General features: G+C 63.6%; 18 protein-coding genes and 2 pseudogenes. 10 read left to right on the top strand and 10 right to left on the bottom strand.

Annotated elements, in window-relative coordinates:
* Nucleotides 1–124: 124 nt before the first annotated feature.
* The 4 genes and pseudogenes from AC56QX_RS17640 to AC56QX_RS17625 form a co-directional block, all read left to right on the top strand.
* Nucleotides 125–1,189, top strand: a complete 1,065-nt coding sequence (locus tag AC56QX_RS17640) for an efflux RND transporter periplasmic adaptor subunit (RefSeq protein ID WP_497117796.1) — start codon at nt 125–127, stop codon at nt 1,187–1,189.
* Nucleotides 1,189–4,286 (top strand): annotated as a pseudogene (locus AC56QX_RS17635) (efflux RND transporter permease subunit). The gene AC56QX_RS17640 and the pseudogene AC56QX_RS17635 overlap by 1 nt, the downstream one beginning before the upstream one ends.
* Before the next feature lie 88 nt (nt 4,287–4,374).
* Complete coding sequence (locus tag AC56QX_RS17630; RefSeq protein ID WP_497109655.1) at nt 4,375–5,316, top strand: alpha/beta fold hydrolase; 942 nt, start codon at nt 4,375–4,377, stop codon at nt 5,314–5,316.
* A gap of 61 nt (nt 5,317–5,377) precedes the next feature.
* Nucleotides 5,378–5,755: pseudogene (locus AC56QX_RS17625) on the top strand (efflux RND transporter permease subunit); the annotation flags it as partial.
* Between the two features lie 218 nt (nt 5,756–5,973).
* Here the strand turns inward: AC56QX_RS17625 and AC56QX_RS17620 are convergent.
* The 4 genes from AC56QX_RS17620 to AC56QX_RS17605 all read right to left on the bottom strand — a co-directional run bounded on the left by AC56QX_RS17620 (nt 5,974) and on the right by AC56QX_RS17605 (nt 10,811).
* The gene (locus AC56QX_RS17620) at nt 5,974–7,992 is read right to left on the bottom strand and encodes an AI-2E family transporter (protein WP_497109654.1); all 2,019 of its coding nucleotides are present in this window, start codon (nt 7,990–7,992) and stop codon (nt 5,974–5,976) included.
* Nucleotides 7,993–8,170: 178 nt separating this feature from the next.
* Nucleotides 8,171–9,244: a D-alanine--D-alanine ligase family protein gene (locus AC56QX_RS17615; RefSeq protein ID WP_497109652.1), complete on the bottom strand. Its 1,074-nt coding sequence runs from the start codon at nt 9,242–9,244 to the stop codon at nt 8,171–8,173.
* Between the two features lie 16 nt (nt 9,245–9,260).
* A complete protein-coding gene (locus AC56QX_RS17610) occupies nt 9,261–9,878 on the bottom strand; it encodes a C39 family peptidase (protein ID WP_497109651.1) in 618 nt (205 codons plus the stop codon).
* A gap of 417 nt (nt 9,879–10,295) precedes the next feature.
* A complete protein-coding gene (locus AC56QX_RS17605) occupies nt 10,296–10,811 on the bottom strand; it encodes a hypothetical protein (RefSeq protein ID WP_497109650.1) in 516 nt (171 codons plus the stop codon).
* A gap of 432 nt (nt 10,812–11,243) precedes the next feature.
* Here AC56QX_RS17605 and AC56QX_RS17600 point away from each other — a divergent pair, with 432 nt between their 5' ends.
* Nucleotides 11,244–11,498 (top strand): hypothetical protein, encoded by a 255-nt coding sequence (locus AC56QX_RS17600; protein ID WP_497109648.1) that lies wholly within the window; start codon nt 11,244–11,246, stop codon nt 11,496–11,498.
* 17 nt (nt 11,499–11,515) lie between these two features.
* Here AC56QX_RS17600 and AC56QX_RS17595 read toward each other — a convergent pair whose 3' ends face one another.
* Together AC56QX_RS17595 and AC56QX_RS17590 are read right to left on the bottom strand one after the other, a co-directional pair.
* Complete coding sequence (locus AC56QX_RS17595; protein WP_497117795.1) at nt 11,516–12,715, bottom strand: aminotransferase-like domain-containing protein; 1,200 nt, start codon at nt 12,713–12,715, stop codon at nt 11,516–11,518.
* A 132-nt stretch (nt 12,716–12,847) separates the two neighbouring features.
* Nucleotides 12,848–13,300, bottom strand: coding sequence for a GNAT family N-acetyltransferase (locus AC56QX_RS17590; protein ID WP_497117794.1), 453 nt, complete (start codon nt 13,298–13,300; stop codon nt 12,848–12,850).
* A 268-nt stretch (nt 13,301–13,568) separates the two neighbouring features.
* Here AC56QX_RS17590 and AC56QX_RS17585 point away from each other — a divergent pair, with 268 nt between their 5' ends.
* Nucleotides 13,569–13,883 (top strand): hypothetical protein, encoded by a 315-nt coding sequence (locus tag AC56QX_RS17585; protein ID WP_497109646.1) that lies wholly within the window; start codon nt 13,569–13,571, stop codon nt 13,881–13,883.
* Between the two features lie 25 nt (nt 13,884–13,908).
* Here AC56QX_RS17585 and AC56QX_RS17580 read toward each other — a convergent pair whose 3' ends face one another.
* Nucleotides 13,909–14,661 (bottom strand): pyridoxamine 5'-phosphate oxidase family protein, encoded by a 753-nt coding sequence (locus AC56QX_RS17580; protein ID WP_497109645.1) that lies wholly within the window; start codon nt 14,659–14,661, stop codon nt 13,909–13,911.
* A gap of 35 nt (nt 14,662–14,696) precedes the next feature.
* Here AC56QX_RS17580 and pdxR point away from each other — a divergent pair, with 35 nt between their 5' ends.
* A complete protein-coding gene (pdxR, locus tag AC56QX_RS17575) occupies nt 14,697–16,133 on the top strand; it encodes a MocR-like pyridoxine biosynthesis transcription factor PdxR (protein ID WP_497109644.1) in 1,437 nt (478 codons plus the stop codon).
* A gap of 66 nt (nt 16,134–16,199) precedes the next feature.
* Here pdxR and AC56QX_RS17570 read toward each other — a convergent pair whose 3' ends face one another.
* Entirely contained in the window at nt 16,200–16,694 is a 495-nt protein-coding gene (locus AC56QX_RS17570) for a hypothetical protein (RefSeq protein ID WP_497109643.1), read from the bottom strand.
* Nucleotides 16,695–16,815: 121 nt separating this feature from the next.
* Here AC56QX_RS17570 and AC56QX_RS17565 point away from each other — a divergent pair, with 121 nt between their 5' ends.
* On the top strand, nt 16,816–17,409 hold the full coding sequence (locus AC56QX_RS17565) for a DUF922 domain-containing Zn-dependent protease (protein ID WP_497109642.1): 594 nt from the start codon (nt 16,816–16,818) through the stop codon (nt 17,407–17,409).
* Nucleotides 17,410–17,415: 6 nt separating this feature from the next.
* Here the strand turns inward: AC56QX_RS17565 and AC56QX_RS17560 are convergent, their stop codons facing one another.
* A complete protein-coding gene (locus tag AC56QX_RS17560; RefSeq protein ID WP_497109641.1) occupies nt 17,416–17,949 on the bottom strand; it encodes an RBBP9/YdeN family alpha/beta hydrolase in 534 nt (177 codons plus the stop codon).
* A 108-nt stretch (nt 17,950–18,057) separates the two neighbouring features.
* Here AC56QX_RS17560 and AC56QX_RS17555 point away from each other — a divergent pair, with 108 nt between their 5' ends.
* The gene (locus AC56QX_RS17555) at nt 18,058–18,537 is read left to right on the top strand and encodes an Lrp/AsnC family transcriptional regulator (protein WP_497109640.1); all 480 of its coding nucleotides are present in this window, start codon (nt 18,058–18,060) and stop codon (nt 18,535–18,537) included.
* A gap of 10 nt (nt 18,538–18,547) precedes the next feature.
* Here the strand turns inward: AC56QX_RS17555 and AC56QX_RS17550 are convergent, their stop codons facing one another.
* A complete protein-coding gene (locus AC56QX_RS17550; protein WP_497117793.1) occupies nt 18,548–20,080 on the bottom strand; it encodes an acid phosphatase in 1,533 nt (510 codons plus the stop codon).
* Between the two features lie 208 nt (nt 20,081–20,288).
* Between AC56QX_RS17550 and AC56QX_RS17545 the strand changes: the two genes are divergently transcribed.
* Nucleotides 20,289–21,557, top strand: coding sequence for a cytochrome-c peroxidase (locus AC56QX_RS17545; RefSeq protein WP_497109639.1), 1,269 nt, complete (start codon nt 20,289–20,291; stop codon nt 21,555–21,557).
* Nucleotides 21,558–21,615 lie beyond the last annotated feature (58 nt).

Here is a 21,615-nt window from a genome sequence, read left to right as displayed (position 1 = left end):
CTCCTTTTTTGATTGCGTTCGTAATCTATAATCGATATAGAGCACGAACGCAATCTATTTTGGATATGAGGCGACGAGCGTGAAAAAGAGAACCGTTATCGTATTGGGATCGACCCTGACGGCGATGTCATGGGCGGCGGCATTCGCCACGTTTGCTACTCCTGCGCAGGAAGCCCCTCTGGTGACCGACCCAAGGCAGGAAGCGCCTTTCGTCAGACTTGTGTCGGCAGCGCCGGTGACCGGATCAGAGCGCGGCTTCACCGGCATCATCGCGGCGAGGGTGCAGAACAATCTCGGCTTTCGCGTTCCGGGCAAGATCGTGGAACGATTGGTGGACGTCGGTCAGGAGGTCAAAGCCGGTCAGCCGCTGATGCGGATTGACGATACCGATCTGCGCCTTGCGCTTTCGGCGAAACGCAATGCCGTTACGGTAGCGCGTGCGACAGTCGCTCAGACACAGCCGGATGAACGGCGATACGCCAGTTTGCTTGGCAGTGGATGGGTTACACCGCAGCGCTACGAGCAGGCGAAGGCTGCGATGGATACAGCCCAAGCGCAACTTGCCGCCGCCGAAGCCGACGCACGGGTCGCTGAGAACGAAGCGGCCTATGCAGTCCTGTTGGCGGACGCGGATGGAACGGTGGTAGAAACGCTAGGCGAGCCGGGGCAGGTCATCGCTGCCGGCCAGCCAGTGATCCGGACCGCCAAGGCCGGCCCGCGCGAAGCGGTCGTCGCGCTTCCCGAAACGATCCGGCCGGCGATAGGCTCGGTAGCCGAGGCCAGCGTGTATGGTGGCGATGAGCGCCGCTATTCAGCACATCTGCGGCAGCTGTCGGACTCCGCCGATGCCCAGACCCGCACGTATGAGGCGCGCTATGTGCTAGACGGCGAGGCTGCCACGGCACCGCTTGGCGCGACGGTAACCATTCGGCTCGCAAGCCAGGTGAAACAGCCGGAGGTTCAGGTGCCACTGGGAGCCGTGCTTGATGACGGCCGCAAGACCGGCGTTTGGGTGTTGGATAGCGCCACCTCAACCGTACACTTTCAGCCCGTCCAGCTTGTTCGTGTTACCAGCGAAACCGCCGTGATCTCCGGATTGAACTCCAACGTTCCCATTGTGTCGCTCGGCGCCCACCTCCTTCAGGAAGGCGCTCTCGTTAGGACTGAATCCGAAAGCGGGAGCAACTGATGAACTTCAATCTTTCCGCGATCGCCGTTCGCGAACGCGCCGTCACCCTGTTCTTTATCCTTCTGCTGGTGGCTGCCGGCGCCTACGCCTTCTTCATGCTCGGCCGAGCGGAGGACCCCAGCTTCACCATCAAGACCATGACGGTCACGACGGCGTGGCCGGGCGCGACGGCGCGAGAGATGCAGGACCTCGTCGCTGAGCCGTTGGAGAGCGGCTTCAGGAACTGACCTGGTACGACCGGGTGGAGACGACCACACGGCCAGGTTATGCGTATATGACGGTCACGCTGAAGGACAGCACACCGTCATCCGCCGTGCAGGAGGAGTTCTACCAGGCCCGCAAGAAGCTCGGGGATGAAGCCCGCAACCTGCCGCCCGGAGTCTTCGGTCCGTTCGTGAACGACGAATATTCGGATGTCAGCTTCGCCCTTTATGCGCTGAAGGCCAAAGGCATGCCGATGCGGGAACTGGCGAGGGAGGCGGAGGTGATCCGCCAGGACCTGCTGCACGTGCCCGGCGTCAAGAAGATCAACATCCTTGGTGAACGTCCCGAACAGATATTCGTGGCGTTTTCCTATGCCAAGCTGGCAACCCTCGGCGTGTCGGCACAGGATATCGTCGCTGCCTTGCAGCGGCAGAACACGGTCACGCCCGCAGGCTCCATCGACACAATGGGGCCGCGCCTCTTCATTCGGGTCGACGGCGTTCAGGCGATCGCCGACACGCCGATTGTCGCTGGGGGGCGGACGCTGAAGCTCTCCGACATCGCCGAAGTCAGCCGCGGCTATGAGGACCCTCCGACATACCTCATCCGACGCCAGGGCGAGCCCACCATCATGCTCGCGGCGGTTATGCAGGAGGGCTGGGATGGTCGCGCGCTGGGCAAGGCCCTCGAGGACAGGACTGCCGCGATCACACAGACGCTGCCGCTCGGCGTGACGCTCGACAAGGTAAGCGACCAGGCCGTCAACATCACCTCGGCGGTCGACGAATTCATGTTGAAGTTCGCCATGGCGCTCGGCGTCGTGCTGCTGATCAGCCTGATCAGCATGGGCTGGCGCGTCGGCATCGTCGTGGCGGCTGCCGTCCCTTTGACGCTCGCCGTCGTGTTCCTCATCATGCTGGAAACAGGCCGGTTCTTCGACCGCATCACGCTCGGCGCCCTCATCCTGGCGCTTGGTCTTCTCGTGGACGACGCCATCATCGCCATCGAGGTGATGGTGGTGAAGATGGAAGAGGGCATGGACCGCGTCAAGGCGGCGGCCTATGCATGGAGCCACACAGCGGCACCGATGCTATCGGGAACGCTGGTGACGATCGCCGGCTTCCTGCCAGTGGGTTTTGCGCGCTCGACGGCTGGCGAATACGCCGGCAACATCTTCTGGGTCGTGGGGTTCGCCCTCATCGTCTCCTGGATCGTGGCGGTGGTCTTTACGCCCTATCTCGGCGTCAAGATGCTGCCCGCGATCAAACCGGTCGAAGGCGGTCACCACGCTATTTACGACACGCGCAACTATCGACGTTTGCGGCGGGCCATCACGTTTGCCGTGCGCCATAAGTTCGTAACCTGCGGTATCGTTGGCATCGCCTTCGCGCTTTCCGTCGTCGGTATGGCCGGCGTCAAACAGCAGTTCTTCCCGACGTCCGACCGCCCCGAAGTGTTGGTGGAGGTTCGCCTGCCGGAAGGTGGTAGCATCGAGACAACGACCGCTGCGGTGGAGAAGCTCGAAAATTGGCTGGACAGACAGCCCGAGGCCAAGATCGTCACGAGCTATGTCGGTCAGGGCGCTCCGCGCTTCTTCTTTGCGATGGCTCCGGAACTGCCCGATCCTGCCTTCGCCAAGATCGTCGTGCTGACCCCCGACGCCGAGGCGCGTGAGGCGTTGAAACACAGGCTCCGGGAGGCGGTAGCGCAGGGGCTTGCACCCGAGGCGTATGTCCGCGTTACACAGCTCGTGTTCGGCCCCTACACGCCGTTCCCGGTCGAGTTCCGGGTCAAGGGACCCGATTCCACGCAACTCTACAGCATTTCCGAAAAGGCCCTCGACATCATGCGGGGCGTCCCGGACGTACGACAGGCCAACCGCGACTGGGGCAATCGCACGCCCGTGCTTCGCTTTGTGCCGGATCAGGATCGACTGAACCTCATCGGCCTGTCGCCGGCGGAGGTCGCCCAGCAACTACAATTCCTCCTCACCGGCATCCCCGTTACGCAGGTCCGCGAGGACATCCGCAATGTCCCCATCGTGGCACGCAGCGCTGGCGGCGAGCGGTTGGATCCGGCGCGTCTGGCGGATTTCTCACTCGTGAGCCGAGACGGCCGCTCGATTCCGCTCGACCAGATCGGGCATTCGGAAATCCGTCAGGAGGAGCCAATCCTGAAGCGCCGTGACCGCACGCCCGTTGTCACGATCCGCGCGGACATCAATGAGGCGAGCCAGCCTCCGGAGGTCTCCAAGCAGATCATGAAGGCCCTTCAGCCGCTGATCGCGTCCCTTCCGGTCGGCTATCGTATCGAAATGGGCGGATCGATCGAGGAGGCTGAAAAGGCCAACACCGCGCTAGGCAAGGTCTTCCCGGCTATGATAGCCGCCATGTTGATCGTCATCATGCTGCAGGTGCGATCCTTCTCGACGATGTTCATGGTCATGCTGACGGCGCCGCTTGGCCTTGTCGGCGTCGTACCGATGCTGCTCACCTTCCACCAGCCCTTCGGATTCAACGCCATTCTGGGCATGATAGGACTGGCCGGCATCCTGATGCGCAACACGCTGATCTTGACCGAACAGATCAAGGAGAACCGCGGTGCCGGCATTGACGACTATCACGCCGTCATCGAGGCCACGGTGCAACGCACACGGCCCGTCATCCTGACCGCACTTGCCGCCGTGCTCGCCTTCATCCCCCTCACGCACTCCGTCTTCTGGGGTTCAATGGCCTATACGCTGATCGGCGGAACGGCGGCTGGCACGGTGTTGATCCTGCTCTTCCTTCCCGCGCTCTACACCGCATGGTTCCGGATCAAGCCTACCGCGGATGAGATCCAGGAGGTTTCGACGGAGGAACCGGAACCGCGACTAGCAATGGCTGCCGAGTAGGCACAGTTATCGAGCCTCGTTTCTCTGCACGGGCGACTGACGGATTTGCTTTGTCGATGCGCGTAGCTGACGGCGGGACATAACGGGAGTGCTGACGATTTTGAGCGCTGCCTCGCACGCCTTGCGGCATCTGCCATCAGTGCATCCTTTCGGCCTAATTAAAAGGACCAAACTCTCAATGGCTCAATTTGTTACTTGTTCAGAGGGGCGCTTCGCTTATTTGAGTTGGGGTGAAGAGGGTGCCCCCATCGTCTTTTGTCTGCACGGCTTCCCAGATACGCCGCATAGCTTCAGCGACTTCGCGACCAAGCTCTCCTCTTTGGGTTATCGAGTGATCGCACCTTGGTTACGAGGTTACGCGCCTTCCACGTTGGATGGCCCCATCACAACCGAACAGCTCGTCAAAGATATTAAGAGTCTGATTGAAGCAATCTCTCCAAACAAAAAGGTCTTTATCGTCGCGCACGATTGGGGCGCGGCCCTTGCCTACTTGGCGCTGTCGCAGTATCCGCAGCTATTCTTGCGAGCGGTGACCGCCTCTGTGCCGCATCCGACAGTTTTCTTTAAGAACATCGTGACAAAGCCAAGTCAGCTTAAAAAGAGCTGGTATATCTTATTCTTCCAGCTGGGCCCACTCGCTGATTACTTCGTGGAAAGGAATAACTTCTCCCTCATAGAAAAGCTGTGGAGGACTTGGTCTCCTGGCTATGCGCTCTCTGCGTCGCAATGGAACACTATTAAAGAATGCCTCTCTCAAAGTATGCCAAAGCCGGTAACGTATTACCGCGCGATATTCTGGCCGCCGTTGCCAGCCCTCAAGCAACTGCGGGCGGCCAACAAGATTCATACGCCGCTGTTGTATGTGCATGGCGTTGAGGACGGATGCATCAATCTTGAGTCTCGACGCGGCCAAGAGAATTATTTTATGGCGGAGCACCAAGAAGTCTTGCTTGAAGGCGTAGGCCATTTTGTGGCGCTCGAGGCCCCTGACAGACTGGCTCAAGAAGCGCATCGCTGGTTTCAAGGTTAGAAGTGTTCCGGCTTATGGAGACAGGGGGATAAGTCGCGGTGGCGGAGAGTTCGAGCGCCTCAACGCCATTCTGGGCATGATTGGACTGGCCGGCATCCTGATGCGCAATACGCTGATCCTGACCGAACAGATCAAGGAGAACCGCGCTGCCGGCATTGACGACTATCACGCTGTCATCGAGGCCACGGTGCAACGCACACGGCCCGTCATTTTGACCGCACTTGCCGCCGTGCTGGCCTTCATCCCCCTCACGCACTCCGTCTTTTGGGGATCAATGGCCTATACGCTGATCGGCGGAACGGCGGCTGGCACGGTGTTGATCCTGCTCTTCCTTCCCGCGCTCTACACCGCGTGGTTCCGGATCAAGCCGACTGCGGATGAGGTCCAGGGGGTTTCGACGGAGGAACCGGAACCGAGACTAGCGATGGCTGCAGAGTAACGGTTCAAATTCTGACCCGCTGGGTTGCCAAATGTCAGGTCTGGAGAATGGCTACGAATAACTGGAATTGGCGCACCCGCGACGGCCAGCGCGGGCGCCGGCAATGTCCGCTTCTAGGCAGGGGCACAGCCAACTTTAATGACTGAGATGCGGCGCGGACCAATCTGCAAGTCGGCTTCGGGCCAAACGCGGTCGTTCTGAGCGCTCGGCTTTCGCCCCTAGCCCGCCGCCGCCGCAACCTTCCTCGGTGCCGCCCTTTGCCGTCTTGCGCGGCGCTTGGCAACCAGCTTCAGCGCCACCGCCGGCTCGTTCGACAGCGCGCCTGTCACGGCGTCGACCATGCCGTGCGCGACGAAATCCGCGTTGATGTCCTGGGCGAGCTTGGCGGCCGCTTCCTTGTCGTTGTTGCCGGTTTCCGACCAGAACACGATGCCTACCCGCAGTGCCGCCTTCGCCCGCTTCAGCCGGCGCACCAGGAAGCGGGCGTGCTTGACGGAATCGCGGTTGAGGAAGCCGACCACCACGGTGTCGATGGTTTCGAGATCGAGGCCGCGGATGCTTGACGGCTCCATGTCGGCAAAGCCCGCCTTCGACGCGGTCGCGCCCTGGACTTCCAGCACCTGCGCCAGCATGGCGGCGGCGGCATCGTCGAGTTCCCCTCGCCCGCCGGCGCAAAGCACCGATAGGCCAGTGCCGTCGGGCAGGTCGGCCGCATCCTCGCCGGCGGCATCGCCGGGCTCGCCCGCCTCCCCGGTTTCCCCTGCGATGTGCGGGGCATCTTCCTCAGCCGCTTCCTCTTTCGCATCGTCGTCGAGATTGGCCACCAGCGTCAGCGCGCTGGCCGCCACTTGCCGCCGCTGCAGGTCGCCCATGACGCCGCGCACCCGGTCGCGTTCGCCCAGCAGCAAGGCGGGAATGGCAACCTTGTCGTAGAAGTCGACCAGATATTTTTCCTCGAGCATCTCCTCGGCGTGATCGGTGGCTTCTTCCGGGTCGCCGGCCAACAGCCGCTGATAGAGGCGCGCATGCGGTTCCAGCACCGGCTCGTTGCCGAACAGCACGTCGAGGAATTCGAACTGCGGCACGTGCCTGCCCAGCACCACCAGGCAGACGGTGAGCGGCGTCGACAGCACCAGCCCGAGCGGCCCCCACAGCCATGTCCAGAAGATCGCCGCGACGATGATCGCCAGCGGCGACAGTCCGGTTCGCGACCCGTAAAGCCAGGGTTCGACGACATTGCCGGTGACCAGCTCCATCACCACGAACAAGGCGGCCGTCCACGCGACGAGCTCCCAGCCGGGCGCCACGGCCAGCGCCAGGAACAACGGCAGCAGCGCACCGATGACCGGGCCGATATAGGGAACGAAACGCAGCGCCAGCGCCAGCAGCCCCCACAGCAAGGCGTTGGGAATGCCGAGGATCCACAGCCCGATCGCAATCGGTATGGCGTAGACGATGTTGACCACCATCTGCATCAAGAGATAGCGGCCGACCCTTTTTCCCGCATCACGAAGGGCCTCGGTGGTGCGGTGAAGGTCGCCATAGCCGACAAGCCGGATGAAGCGGTCGCGCAGATCCTCGCGCTCGAGCAGCATGAAGATGACGACGACGATGATCAGCCCCGCCGACCCGAGCGGGCTGAGCAGCGGCCCGACGATGTTCTGCAGGACTTGGAGCGGCCTTTCACGCGCAACGATCTCGACCGGAACCGGCTCGCGCGGCTTGTCCGGCGTGGCGGCCGGCAGCGTGGCGTCCTGCTTGTCGATCTCCTGGCCGACACGCTCGACCACTTTGCTCAATCTGGCGATGATCCCGCCGCCGACGCCGGTTTCCTTGAGCGAGCGGATCTTGGCCAGGATGTTGGTCTGGTAGACCGGGATATTCTGCGCCAGTTCGCTGACCTGCGTGGCGACGATGAAGCTGAACAGGGCAAGGGCCGCGAAGGCGCCCAGCACACTGGCGATGACGGCGGCGATGCGGGGAATGCCGACCCGTTTGAGCGCCGAGACCAGCGGCGCCAGCGCGAAGGTCAAAAGCAGCGCGATGGCGATCGGCAGGAACACCTCGCGCCCGAAATAGAGCGCCGCCACCGTCGTGACGGTGGTCGCTACATTGGGCAACGAGGTTCGCGGGTGGGGTGCTGCGGCCGCAAGAATGTCGTCCAGCCCATGCGCCGCAGACGCCGTCCCATTTCGACGATTGGCCACTCTTTGATCTCTCCCCCTGCCGGCGGCCATGGTCTGATATATTGAGCCGGCGTGCAACCTTGGCCGACGACTAGCCGGTTACCCTTCAATTTCGGACGCGGCGGTATGTTCCACGACCCGGGGTAATGGAGAGAAATGACTTAATCCGCTCATGCGGATCCGCGTTCCAGGGCTGCGGAAACCCTGGCATGACGCGGCACGGAGCGGATCACCGCGCCCCATATCTCGCCAGCGCATGCTCGATCAGCGCGTCGATGACCTGGCTGTAACCAATGCCGATCGCCGCCAGCGCCTTGGCGTACATCGAAATGTCGGTGAAGCCGGGCAGCGTGTTGACCTCGTTGACCAGCAGCGAACCGTCGGCGCGCAGGAAGAAGTCGACGCGCGCCATCGCCTCGCAGCCGAGCGCCCGGAAAGCTTGGCGCGCCATCTCCGCCGTCCTGGCAACGACATCAGCCGGGACGTCGGCGGGCACCTTCACCACCGCGCCGTCGGCGTCGAAATACTTCGCTTCGTAGGTGTAGAAGCCATGCTTGTCGGCCGGGATGATCTCGCCGGGCGGCGACACCGTCAACGAGCCGTCGGCCCGCTCCAGCACCGAACACTCGATCTCGCGACCGGCGACGAATTCTTCCACCAGCAGCTTGCTGTCGTGCCGGAACGCCGCCGCGACGGCTGCGGCGAAGCCGGCGCTGTCGGCCACCTTGCTTACCCCAAAGGACGAGCCCTGGCGCGCCGGCTTGACGAAGACCGGCAGGCCGAGCCGTGCCGCGATATCCTCGAACGCAACGAGCTCGCCGCGCCGCAAGGTGACGGAGCGGGCAACTGCAAGCCCGGCCTCGCGCAGCAACCGCTTGGCGGCATCCTTGTCCATGGCGGCGGCCGAAGCCAGGATGCCGCAGCCGACATAAGCGACATCGGCAACCTCGGCATAGCCTTGCACCGAGCCGTCCTCGCCGAACGGCCCATGCAGCACGGGAAAGACGACATCGACCGGGTCAAGCTGTTCGCCACCCCTGGTGACAGCCACCAGCCGGCCCTTGCCGCCCGGCAACAGGGCGACCTCCACGCCATCTTCCGACACCGCAGCCCCTGCCCCGTCGCCGCCGGGCTCGAACGACGGTTGCAGCAGCCATCTGCCATCCCTGGAAATGCCGATCGGCACCACCGCGTAGCGCGTCCGGTCGATCGCCTTCAGCACATTGGCCGCCGACAGCCGCGACACGTCATGCTCGGCCGAGCGCCCGCCATAGAGGATGGCAACCCTGATCTTGTCCTTCATCGAAAATCCCTCGAAATCAAATGCTGACGGCAATGCCGCGATTGGCAAAGAAGCGGTCGAAATCAGCTGGCGCCAACACTGCGTTTTCTTGTGTGGCCCTGGTATGGCCGGATGGGTTGTGAAAGCGGACACCGTCATCCGAGGCCGCAGTCACCAGCACCAAATGACCGCCTTTCGACGGCGGCTCGCGCTCGGGCCAGCGGATCGCGCTGCTGACCGAAGCAATGAAGAAGCGCGACCGCTGCATGATCGCCGGAATGTCCGCAGTCGCGACATTGGTCATCACCTGCGCCTGCAGGCCGAATTCCGCCTGCACGAAGGTGACGAAGGGCGCGTAAATCAGGCCTTTGATCGACCCTTCACTGACGACATAACCGCCATATCCAGTGCACCGCCTCGCCAGCTCGATCGTCGGCACGACCTCGCCGCGCGTCGCCAGGATCATTTTCAGGCACGCCATGCCGCAGATGTTGGCGGCCCAGACCGCGTATTCGTCCAGGCTCGCCGCGCCGGACCCCCGCCACAGCGGATCGCGCCTGAGTGCTGCCTCCGCGCCATCGGCCAGCACGTCCAGCGTCATGTCGGGCGTCTCCCACTGGCTGAAAAACGGCACGGTTTCAGGCAATGGGTTCATGGATTTCTCGGGTTGCATGCATCAATCTCGTATACGAGAATACGAGATTGATGCAAAGCCGCTTAAGGCCTGTCTTAAAAATTCGCTTCCAGCATACCTCCGCGATGGGCGCAGACATCAACCGTTTCGTCATCCTATGGCGGAGCAAGGAGCGCAGCGACGCAGCGCAGACCATAGGATCCATGCCGGGACTCCGGAGCGTTGCCTCGGTCCAGAATTCTGCTCCGTTGCACCCGTCAGCAAGGTCGCGGCATGGATCCTCGGGTCTTCGCGACGCCGCTACGCGGCTGCTCCGCCCGTGGATGACGACCTTGGGAGGCTTCGGCCAACCCCGAACTATGCTCCACCGAGCCGAACGACGAGACAGGTCATCAACCCATCCCCCCGTGCAACGCTCCTAGCGCGCCGCGCCGCCGTCTACTCAGTCTTCGTCCAGCCGAAAACCTGCCAGGCGTATTTCGATTTTTCGTCGGGTTCGACCGTGTAGGTCATCTGCATATCGCCGTCCTTGGCGTAGATGTCGAGCCTGGGCGCCGTATCGAGCTCGAGCCATAGCGAGCTCTTTTTGAAGGACCAGGTTCCGCACCAGACGCAAGGCCCCGATGTTGGATCGCCCGGCTGATGGAAATTGTAGCGGCCGTCCGCAGTGATCTCGAGATAGTCGAACGCGCCGTAAAACGCCGTCAGCGACTGCTGGAACTCGGTGGCCGCCGCTTCCTGCTCCGCCGTCGGCGCATCCGTCATGTCGCGCGGTGGCCGGATGGCTCCGCCGCTGAGTTTCCATTTGCCGACAAAGTCCTTCTCGGTCGGAAGATATTCCTCCTGAGCCCGCGCAGATGAAATATAAGCAACAGATGATATGATAGACAGACCCGTGGTTCCGACCGCAAGTAGAAGCGCGGCGGCACAGATCGCCCTGGTTGGATTTTGCATAAAAAATAGTCCTCGACGGTAAGGTAATGGATCTCAGTTCGGGAGTTCTATTGAGCAATTTTGGCGCGGGTTGCCTCGTTGCCGATTCCCGCCGCCATTTGCACGGTTAGCATCGGGCCACCAATCCGGCAACGCAACGCACCATCCCCTGCAAGGCCGGCCGCCGGACCTTGCAAACGAAAGCCCGCCGGGAGGGGGGTTCCGGCGGGCTTTTGGAAAGCTGATTTCCAGCTTTCATATGTCTGACGGGGGATCAGACGCAATGACAACTTTTATTGACCACAGAGGTTCCACCCGAAACAAAAGAATGGCGGCGGCTCGTTCAAATGCCCGGAATTCGAACGGTGGCGGCGATTTCTTTTCGCGGGACCACGTCCCACTGGAACCTTCCACTGCCGACCGAGTTTTGTGCCGCGGTCGGGAGGACTTGAATTGGACAGTTTTCAGAGGCTTGAAGCGCTGCTCGATAGCGCCGGCGGCGATGACATCGGCGAAGCGAACGCCTTGCTGCGCCGGTTCAAGGGCAAATCGCAAGAGGTCGCCGCAGCCATCGACGAGTTCATGCTCGACTTCAAGACCTTGGTCTTCGTTGTCGAAACCGGCGAGGAAGGGTCCCAGAAATCGCTACGCGAGTTGGCGCGCGTCAGGCTTTCCAATCTCAGGCAGCTCCTGAACGTGGCGGCATAGGGGTCCCCGGCGCCGGCTCACCCCTTCAGCAGCGCCGCCAGCCGTGGGATGCCCTCGCTCACCGCACGCCGGTCGGCCAGCGTGAAGGACAGCCGCAGCGTGTTGCGTCCGGTGCCGTCGGCATAAAAGGCATTGCCGGGCACGAAGGCGACGCGCGCCTCCTTCACCGAGCGTGCCAAGAGTTCGGTGGCGTCAGCCCCTTCCGGCAACGTCGCCCAGACGAACATGCCGCCTCCCGGGCGGCTCCAGCTCACGCCCTCCGGCATGTTGGCTTCGAGCGCGCCAAGCAGGCCATCGCGGCGCTCGCGATAAGCGCCGATGAGTTTTTCGACCTGGCCGTCGAACACGGCCTCGGCGACGCGGTGCATGACCAGCTGGTTGATCGACGGGCTGTGCAAATCGGACGCCTGCTTCATCAGCACCAGTTTTTCCACCACATGGCGCGGCGCGCAGACCCAGCCGACGCGCATGCCGGGCGACAGGATTTTCGAGAACGAGCCGCAATAGAGCGTGCGCGCCTTGTCGATACCGCCGGAGCGCCCGCAGTCGAGCGCCAGGATCGGCGGCACGCCCTCGCCGTCATAGCGCAGCGCCCGATAGGCGGCATCCTCGATGACGGCGATGTCGAGTTCGCCGGCAAGGTCGAGCACCGCTTCGCGCTGTTTTTTGTCCAGTGTGTTGCCGGTCGGGTTGGCGAAGTCGGGCACCAGATAGGCGAACTTGACCTTGCCGCCATTGGCGGCAGCCGCCGCGCGATAGGCATCCGGCGTCATGTTGCCGCCTTCGGGGCGCAGCCGGTCATAGCGCGGCTCGTAAGCGTTGAACGCCTGCAGCGCGCCGAGATAGGTCGGCCATGTCACCAGCGCGGTGTCATTGGGCGACAGGAACAGTTTTCCCAGATAATCCAGCGCCTGCTGCGAGCCGGAGGTGATGAAGATGTTGGCCTCGCCGCAGGCAACGCCGAGCTTGCCCATCTGCCCGGCGATCCAGCGCCGCAGCGGCAAATAGCCTTCCGAAACCTGGTATTGCAGCGCCGCCCCCGCCTCCGCACCGCCCAGCACTTCGGCATAGGCATCGCGAATGGCGTCGGCCGGAAACAGCGCCGGATCGGGAATGCCGCCGGCAAACGAGATGATATCAGGCTGGTCGAGCAGCTTCAGCAGCTCGCGGATTTCGGAGGCTTTCATGCGCGACGAACGCGAAGCCAAGAGGTTCATAAGGGTCAAGTCACGCCTCCCCAGACGATTTTTATATAGGTCAACCTGGCTGACCTATATCCGCTTTCTCGGGCGATTTGAATAGTGCCTGAAAGCCTTCCGCTATACGCCAGTCGTCGCAGGGGTGGAACGCTACAGCGCTTTCTTGTAACCAATATGGCTGCCGGTGAAGCCGAGGCCTTCATAGAAGCGGTGCGCGTCCGCCCGCCCCTTGTCGGTGGTCAGTTGCACGTGACTGCATCCACGCGCCCGGCATTGATCGATCGCCCACTCGAACATCAGCCGGCCGATGCCACCCGAGCGCCGATGGCCGGCGATACGAACCGCCTCGATCTGCCCGCGCCAGGCGCCCTTGCGCGACAGTCCGGCAAGGAAGGTGATCTGCAACGTACCGATCACCTCGCCGCCATCCACGGCAACCGCCAGCAACTGGTTGGGATCGGCATCGATGGCCTTGAAGGCCTCGACATAGCCTTGCGCCAGCGGCAGCGAGGCATCCTCGCGGGCGGCACCGAGCGGATCGTCGGCCAGCATGGCAACGATGACAGGCAGGTCGGCGGCTTGCGCCTTGCGGAAGGTGATCATGGTAGCGAGATAGCGCGAGGCGCCAGCCGGGGCAACGTGCCACTTGAGCCGAACGCGATCGGCTGCGATCATGCCCGTCCCACCATCTCACAAGAGGGCCGGCACGCATGCCAAGGAACCGCTCTACCGCAAAGTGAACACCCGAACCCGCCTGGTTCATCATGACCGTGGCGGCGAGTACAGATGGTCGCGAAACACAGGTCGCGAAGATCGGACCAACCGGGGTTCGATGCATGGCGGACACCAACGTGGTCTGGATTACACGCCGTTGTTCAAATTCCTGCTGTCGCATCTCGGCGACGACTGGGCCGCGGTTCACAGCGAGGCGGTGGCACGCCTGGACCGCGCCGAGCCAATCTTCTGGATGGTGGCGCGCAGCGAGGCCGAAAGGAAGCCGTTCATCAGGGTCGGCGAAAGTTCCTACTATAGCGGCCTCTATGTCGACGGCGACAACCGCATTGCGCGCGTCGATCCCGACTTGCGGGTGGAGGATATGGAACCATCCTGTTCCTGCTGTACCCACACATTCAACGGGTTGCCATTTACCAGAGCCTTCAGGCCCTTTGCTTCGCGCGCAACATAGCGCGGTCAGGAGCACATGCAGCCAACTACACCCCACCCTCGTAAACCCGCTGCGCCTGCGTCAACGCCGCGTCCAGCCTCTCGCCCTCGGCATATCCAGCTAGGTTCCCCGGCCGCTCTATCCCAGGCAGGATCCTCGGGCATGGCTCGGCCGCGCCGATCACCATCCGCACCGGGATGACGCCCGCCCACACCGGATGGCCGTAATCCTCCTCATCGTCGCCGACGCCCTTGGCGCGCACCTTGGCCGAGGCCTCTTCGATGCGCATGCCGATCACCGTCGTCGCCTTGGCCTCCTGCGCCGAGATCGGTCGCAAGGTTTCGCTGCGGCCGGGGTAGAAGCGGTCGACGACGCCGGCCAGCGCCTTCATCTTCGCTTCCGGCTCATCGACGATCCGCGCCGTCCCAAAACACATCGCCGAGCGGTAGTTGGCGGAATGGTTGAAGCCGGTGCGCGCCAGCACCAGCCCGTCGAGATGCGACACCGTCAGACAGGCCGGCGTGCCGCCGCGCAGCTGGCGCAGCATGCGGCTGGCCGACGAGCCGTGCCAGTAGAGCATGTCGCCCTCGCGCCAGTGGATGGTCGGTGTGCAATAGGGCTGGCCCTCGAACGTGTATGCGACGTGGCACAGCAGCCCGGCATCGAGCACCGCGAAGACGGCCTCGTGGTCGTAGCTGCCGCGCTCATGCAGGCGCTTGACCCGATTGCGGCTGGTGGTCGGAAAGCTGGCGGCAACGTCGTTCACGGCTTGCATCCTTGTCTCTGGTCTGCCAACCATGCGCTGTGATATTGGTCGATAAAAGGACCAATCGAATGGATAAAATTCAGACCAATCAGCCGGATTGGTCGGCGCTGATCCCCGTCCTGCCGGGCGATGGCCCGCGCAGCCGTGAACTATACGTGGCGCTCCGCCGGCTGATCGAGACCGGCGCGCTGCCCGCAGGCGCCAAACTGCCGACCACCCGCGATCTTGCAGGGCGTTTCGGCCTGTCGCGTTCGGCCGCGGTCGCCTGCTTCGAAATGCTGATCTCGGAGGGCTTTGCAACAGCCAAGGTCGGCGCCGGCACCTTCGTCGCGCCAGACGTGCCGCATTTGCCGGTGACGCTGATCAAGCCGCGCCCGCCCGAGATCGATGCCGCCACCTCGCTGCCTTGCGGCCTTGGCGTGGCGGTGTCCGACCCACGCACGCTTGATTTGTTCCGCATCCTGTTGTCGCGCCACCTCGCCCGCCCCGCGCCTGAGCATTTCCGGTATGGCGATCCGCGCGGCGGCCTCGGCCTGCGCACGGCGATCGCCACGTATTTGCGAACCGCGCGCGGCGTGCGCTGCGACGCCGGCCAGATCGTCCTGACCTCGGGGACACAGCAAGGGCTCGACCTCCTGGTGCGAACGGCGCTTCGCCCCGGTGATGCTGTCTGGATCGAAAACCCCTGCTATCCCATGGCGCACGCCGCGCTGGCCGGCAGTGGCGCCAAGATGGTTGGCGTGCCGGTCGACGCCGAAGGGCTCGATCCCGAGATCGGCGAAAGCCTTTGCCCGAACGCCCGCGCTGCCTATGTCACGCCCTCGCATCAATATCCGCTCGGCGTGACGATGACGATGCGCCGCCGCCTTGCCTTGCTCGACTGGGCTCGGCGCAACGATGCCTGGATCATCGAGGACGATTACGACAGCGAGTTCCGCTATGCAGGCCCGCCGCTGACCTCGCTGCAAGGCATGGATGGCGCGAACCGCGTCGCCTATCTCGGCACGTTCTCGAAAGTGCTCTTCCCCGGCCTGCGCATCGGCTATGTCGTGGTGCCGGAGCCGCTGCTCGATGCCGTCATGGCGGTCCGAGCGCGCTCCGACCGCTACCCCTCTACACTGGCCGAGGGCGCGCTGACCGATCTCCTCAACGAAGGCCACTTCGCCGCCCATCTCAGGCGCGTACGCCGCCGCGTGCAAGCCGCGCGCGATGTGCTGGTGGCGGGGCTAGAGGCGCATTGCGGCGATATGCTCGACGTGACGGTGCCAGAACAGGGCCTGCATTTGATGGCGATGCTGAAGGGCGGCGGGTCGGACACAGCCATTGTCGAGGCGGCAAAGGCGGTGGGCGTTGGCGCGCGTGCCCTGTCCGCGATGTTCATCGCCGGGGCGCCGGAGCACGGGCTGGTGCTCGGGTTTTCCGGGTTTTCGGATGAGGAGTTGAGAGCGGCTACGGTGCGACTGGGTGAGGTGATGGGGCGGCATCCCCTCCCTTGGTCATCCTAGGGTCTGCGCCGCGTCGCTTCGCTCCTTGCTCCGCCCTAGGATGACGAAGCCGCGGTTGTCGCCCCCTCAATCTCCATCCGCAGCAGGCTTCGCCTTGCCGCACTGCGCCAGCACCTTGCCGATGGCCCCGCTCGATCCCTTCAGCGGAAAGCTGACCGCACCGTATTTCGCCGCACTGACCGACACGTCGCCCTTCGAACGCAACAGGTCGAGCAGTGGATCGGCCTTGGCCAGATCGACCACGAAATAACCGTACATTTCCTCGAGTTGCAGCGTCTTGGTCACCGTCTTGCCGTCGGCCTTGAAGTCGAACGAGCCGCTGACGCCGGGCTCCGTCTGCTGGCCGCTGGCGCCCAGATCGTAGCTCAGCACCGGCGTGCCGAAACAGGTCAGCATCAGATAGGCATCGCCCTTCGGTCCGCCACAGACCGAGGCGGTCAGCACCTTGCCTCCCTCGTCCTCCTCCATCTTCGCGCTCCAGCCGCTGCACGACGCGGCAAAGGCCGGCTGCGCGGCCTGCAATGCGGCCAAGGCACCGACAACGACGAGATATTTTCTCATGACTTCCCCCCAATTGACTGCCTGCAAGACATTTGCAGCACCGGCCGACAGCATATAGGTAAAGCCTTCCGCTGGCATTGCCTGTTCGGCAAGGTTGTTCTGTCCCGGTCTGGAGAGAGTGGTGCTGAGAGTTCGTCTGTGTCTTCTGCTGGCCGCCCTGATAGCCTTGCCGCTCACCGCCCATGCCGAATGGAAGCCGGTGGAGAAGGTAGAGACCTATGCCATTTCAGGTCAGTCCGGACCGGAGCTCTACCGGTCGATCGGCGAGAACGGGCCGAATGTCGGCGTTGGCCGCGCCATCGCCCACACCAATTTCAAGCTGACCTGGACCAGGGACTATCAGGCGCGGGCCGGAGCCTGCGTGCTGGTGTCGGCCAGGCCCAAGCTGATCATCACCTACACCTTGCCCAGCCCCTCGTCGCCCTTGCCGACCGCCGTCGAGAAGAACTGGGAGGTTTTCCTCGCCGGCGTCAGCGCCCATGAAAGGGTGCATGGCGCGACCATTGTCGACATGGTGCGCAAGATCGAGGCGGCGACCGTCGGCCTCACGGTCCCAGATGACCCCAAATGCAGCAAGATCCGGGTAGAGATGACCAAGCGCCTGTCCGCACTCTCGCAGGCGCAGCGCCAGGCCAGCCGCGATTTCGACCGCGTCGAACTTGGCCAGGGCGGCAATCTGCAAAAACTCATCCTTGCCTTGGTGAATGGCGGCTGAGCGCCATCAAGCCTCGGACACCAGCCCCTCGAGAAGCGCCAAACCTTCCGGCCAGTCGCCCAGGCCGCTGTCGGCATTGATGTGGCCGAACGGACCGATGACGACCAAACGGCTGCCCCATTGCCTCGCCCGCGCCTGCGCATACTCCTGCGAGCCATAGGGGTCGTCGGTGCTGGTCACCACCAGCGAGGCAAAGCGCAGCCGGCCCTGCGGAATTTTGGCAAAGGCCATGCCGTATCCAGGAAAGACCGTTGACGCCGGATCGGGCACGCCTACCAGCAAGGCCGCCTTCACCGCCCGTCGCGAGATCTTCTGCCAGTGCGCGATCAGCAGGCAGGACAGGCTGTGCGCGATAAGTACCGGCGGCTCCGGTGCCGCGATCACCGCACCCTCCAGGGCCGCCAGCCAGTCGGTGAAATCGGGCAGGTCCCAGCTTGACGGCTGGAAGCGCCGCATCGCCGGATTGGCGCTTTCCCAGCGCGATTGCCAATGGCCCGGACCCGAACCGCCGCTTCCCGGCAGGATGATGAAATGCGTCATGTCGCCTTGCTCCTATCGATTGGAGGTGCATGGTGGTGTCTTGCGCCGGCAACAGGAATGGGAAACCATCGGAAAAATCACGTTGTTGCCGATGGATTCAAGGTGCCCATGAAGACCAACGATGAGCGCGCGCCGCTCGATCCGACCGACATCGCCATCATCGAGGCCATGCAGGAGAACGGCCGCATCGGCATGTCGGAGCTTGGCCGGCGGGTCGGCCTGTCGCAGCCGGCGACGTCCGAGCGGGTCAAGCGGCTGGAAGAGCGCGGCATCATCGCCGGCTACACCGCGGTGATCGATCCGGCGGCCCTCGGCCTCGGCATGATGGCCATCATCCGCGTGCGCACCACGCATGAGCACATCCGCCCCTGCCTGAAGCAGTTCACCGAAATGCCTGAGATCACCGAGGTGCACCGGCTGACCGGCGAGGATTGCTTCATCCTGAAAGTGGTCGTGCCCTCGCCCGCCCACCTTGAAACCATCGTCGACGCCGTGGCGCGCCATGGTGCGGTCACCACGGCGCTGGTGCTGCGCAGCGAGACGCCGAAGCCGATCGGCCGCGCGCTGATCCGGCGATCAGGCGGTTAACGGCTCAAGCCTAGCGGCTGAGATCGAGCGCCGCACTCAGGTCGCCCATCGGCGGCTGGTCGTTGTTGCGCAGCGCCTTGTCGCGGGCGACGATGCCGGTCAGCACCGGCAAATCGTAGCGCGCGGTGATGAAGCGCAGGATCGACGTCGTGTCGTATTGCGTGTGGTCGACCGTGCCCATCTTCGCATAGGGCGAGATGATGAAGGCCGGGATGCGGTTGCCCGGGCCCCAGCGGTCGGCCTTGGGCGGCGCGACATGGTCCCAGAAGCCGCCATTCTCGTCATAGGTGACGACGACCAGCATGTGGCTCCATTGCGGGCTCTTCTCCAGATGCGCGACGAGGTCGGCCAGATGCTGGTCGCCGCTTGCCACGTCAGTATAGCCGCCATGTTCGTTGAGGTTGCCTTGCGGCTTGTAGAAGCTGACGGCCGGCAGCTTGCCGTCGTCGATCGCCTTGATGAACTCGGTGCCGTCCAGGCCGCCATCCCTGAGATGCTCGGTCCGCGCCGCGGTGCCGGGCGCATAGGCAGCGAAATAGTTGAACGGCTGGTGATGGAACTGGAAGTTCGGCACCGGCGTGGCGTTCTTGCCGTCGAGCGTCGCCTGCCAGGCGCCGGCATACCAGGCCCAGTCGATGCCTTTGAGCGACAGCAGGTCGCCGATGGTGATGTCGTGCTGCGGCGGCAGCGTCGTCGGCTGCGCCGGGTCGGCAAGCGCCTTGTCGCCGCCTTCAACCGGCTTGTTGGCGCTCGGCTGATAGGGCGGCTGCATGGTGTTGACGGCATAGAAGTCGGGCGTGATGGCGCCGTCATTGACGAATTTCGGCGCGCCACCAAGTGCGGAGGCGGGCGAATTGTCGGCCACCTTCAGCGTCTTGCCATCAGCCTCGACGACGGCGATCTGCCCCTTCACCGGGCTGGTGTCGGCGTTGGGATAGACCGGCGCGCAGGCGCAGGCGAGCATGATGTGGTTGAGGAAGGAGCCGCCGAAGGCGCCCTGGAAGAAATTGTCGGCCAGCACGTATTTCTTTGCCACCGCCCACATCGGCAGGCCGGAGCCATCATAATGGCCCATCACCAGACCGCCGGAATCGGCCCAGGCGGCGAATTTGTCATTCTTCCCGCCGTCGATCTGCATCTGCTCCTGGTAGAAGCGATGCCAGAGGTCGCGTGTGATGACGGAGGTCTTCTCGTTGAAACCGCTGGCATCGTCGATGGCGAAGCTGGCATTGGCGAGATGCGCCGACTGCGCCTCGGTCACAACAGGCGTCACCCCCTTGCCGGTCAGCCCGCCCCAGGCCGGCGGCAGTTCGGCAAGCGGCTTGCCGTCGCGGTCAAGCTGACGGACCTGATCGGCCGAGAGATTGGCCAGCCCATTGGCGCCGGGGAAGCCGCCATAGAGATTATCGAAGCTGCGGTTCTCGGCATAGATGACGACGACGGTGTCGATCTTGTCGTAGCCGGGAGGAGCGGCGTTGGCCACGCCGGCGAACGATGCCAGCGCAGTGGAGGCGAGGCAAAGCGAGAGGAAAGATCTGGTCATGGTCGATTGGGTCATGGGGAAGATGCCTCGTGGCTGGCTAGAGGACGACACGCATGGGCAACGGAAATGCAGGAATGGAGCTACTTCCATGCCTTGTCACCTTTGTGACATTTGCCGACCCGTCGAACACGGTTTCGTGAACGCCGGGCTGGGTCATGAATCCGTTGCACAGGATACTTAGTTGCGGGATCGAAACCGGACTTCAGGCATGGCAACGGGACGATGGAAAAGCCGGGCGGCGGTGATCGCCGCGGCATCGGTGGTAGGCTTCGCCGCGCCCGCAAGCACGGCAGCACCGGATGGCGTCCACCCCGGCCCAATGTCGCGCGCGCAGGCCTACGCACGCGCCGAGGCGCTGACAGCGCTTGGCAAAAAAATGTTCTTCGACCCGGCGCTGTCGGCCTCGGGCAAGCAGGCCTGCTCGTCCTGCCATGATCCGCACCACGCCTTCGGCCCGGTCTCGGCCTCGGCGGTCGAAATGGGCGGCCCGAACCTCGACCAGCCGGGCGTGCGCGCCGTGCCGTCGTTGCGCTATCTCCAGGCGGCGCCTGCCTTCACCGAACATTTCTACGATTCCGAAGACGAGGGCGACGAGAGCGTCGACAATGGCCCGACCGGCGGCCTGACCTGGGACGGCCGCGCCGACCATGGCAAGGACCAGGCGAAAATACCCCTGCTCTCGCCCTTCGAGATGGCCAACAAGGATGAGGCCGCCGTCGCCGCCGCCTTGCGCAAATCAGCCTATGCCGACGCGTTCAAGGCCGCCTTCGGCGCCGACGTGTTCGACCACCCCGGCGACGCCTTCGACGCCGCCGCCGAGGCGCTCGGCACCTTCGAGCAGAGTGCCGCCGACTTCTATCCCTATTCCAGCCGCTACGATGCCTTCCTTGCCGGCAAGGCTGAGCTCACGGCACAGGAAATGCGCGGCCGCGCGCTGTTCGAGGACGAGACCAAGGGCAATTGCGCCAGCTGTCATCTCAGCGAACCGGCCAATGACGGCGAGCCGCCGCAATTCACCGATTTCGGCCTGATCGCCATCGCCGTGCCGCGCAATGCCGCCATCCCTGCCAATGCCGATCCGGCGTATGTCGATCTCGGCCTGTGCGGCCCGCTGCGTACCGATTACAAGGGACGGACCGAATATTGCGGCCTGTTCAAGACGCCGACCCTGCGCAACGTCGCGCTGCGCAAGAGCTTTTTCCACAATGGCGCCTTCCACACGCTGCGCGACGCGGTCGCCTTCTACGCCAGCCGCGACACCGATCCCGGCCATTGGTACCCCAAAAATGCCGACGGCACGGTCAGGAAATACGACGATCTGCCAAAGGCTTACTGGCCGAACTTGAATCAGGATCCGCCCTTCAGCGGCAAAAAGCCCGGCGACAGGCCGGCGCTGAACGATACAGAGATCGATGACATCGTCGCCTTTCTCGGCACGCTCACCGACGCCGACCAGCAGGCAGCGCCAGCGAACTGAACCGCCTTGCCCGTTTGGCCTGCCTGCCGGCGAAAGAAAGGTTCTGGATTTGCCGGAT

Source organism: Mesorhizobium sp. RCAM 06353 (assembly GCF_059683585.1).
Note: the sequence above shows the minus strand (reverse complement) of the source record. Positions and strands in the feature narration are given on the sequence as shown.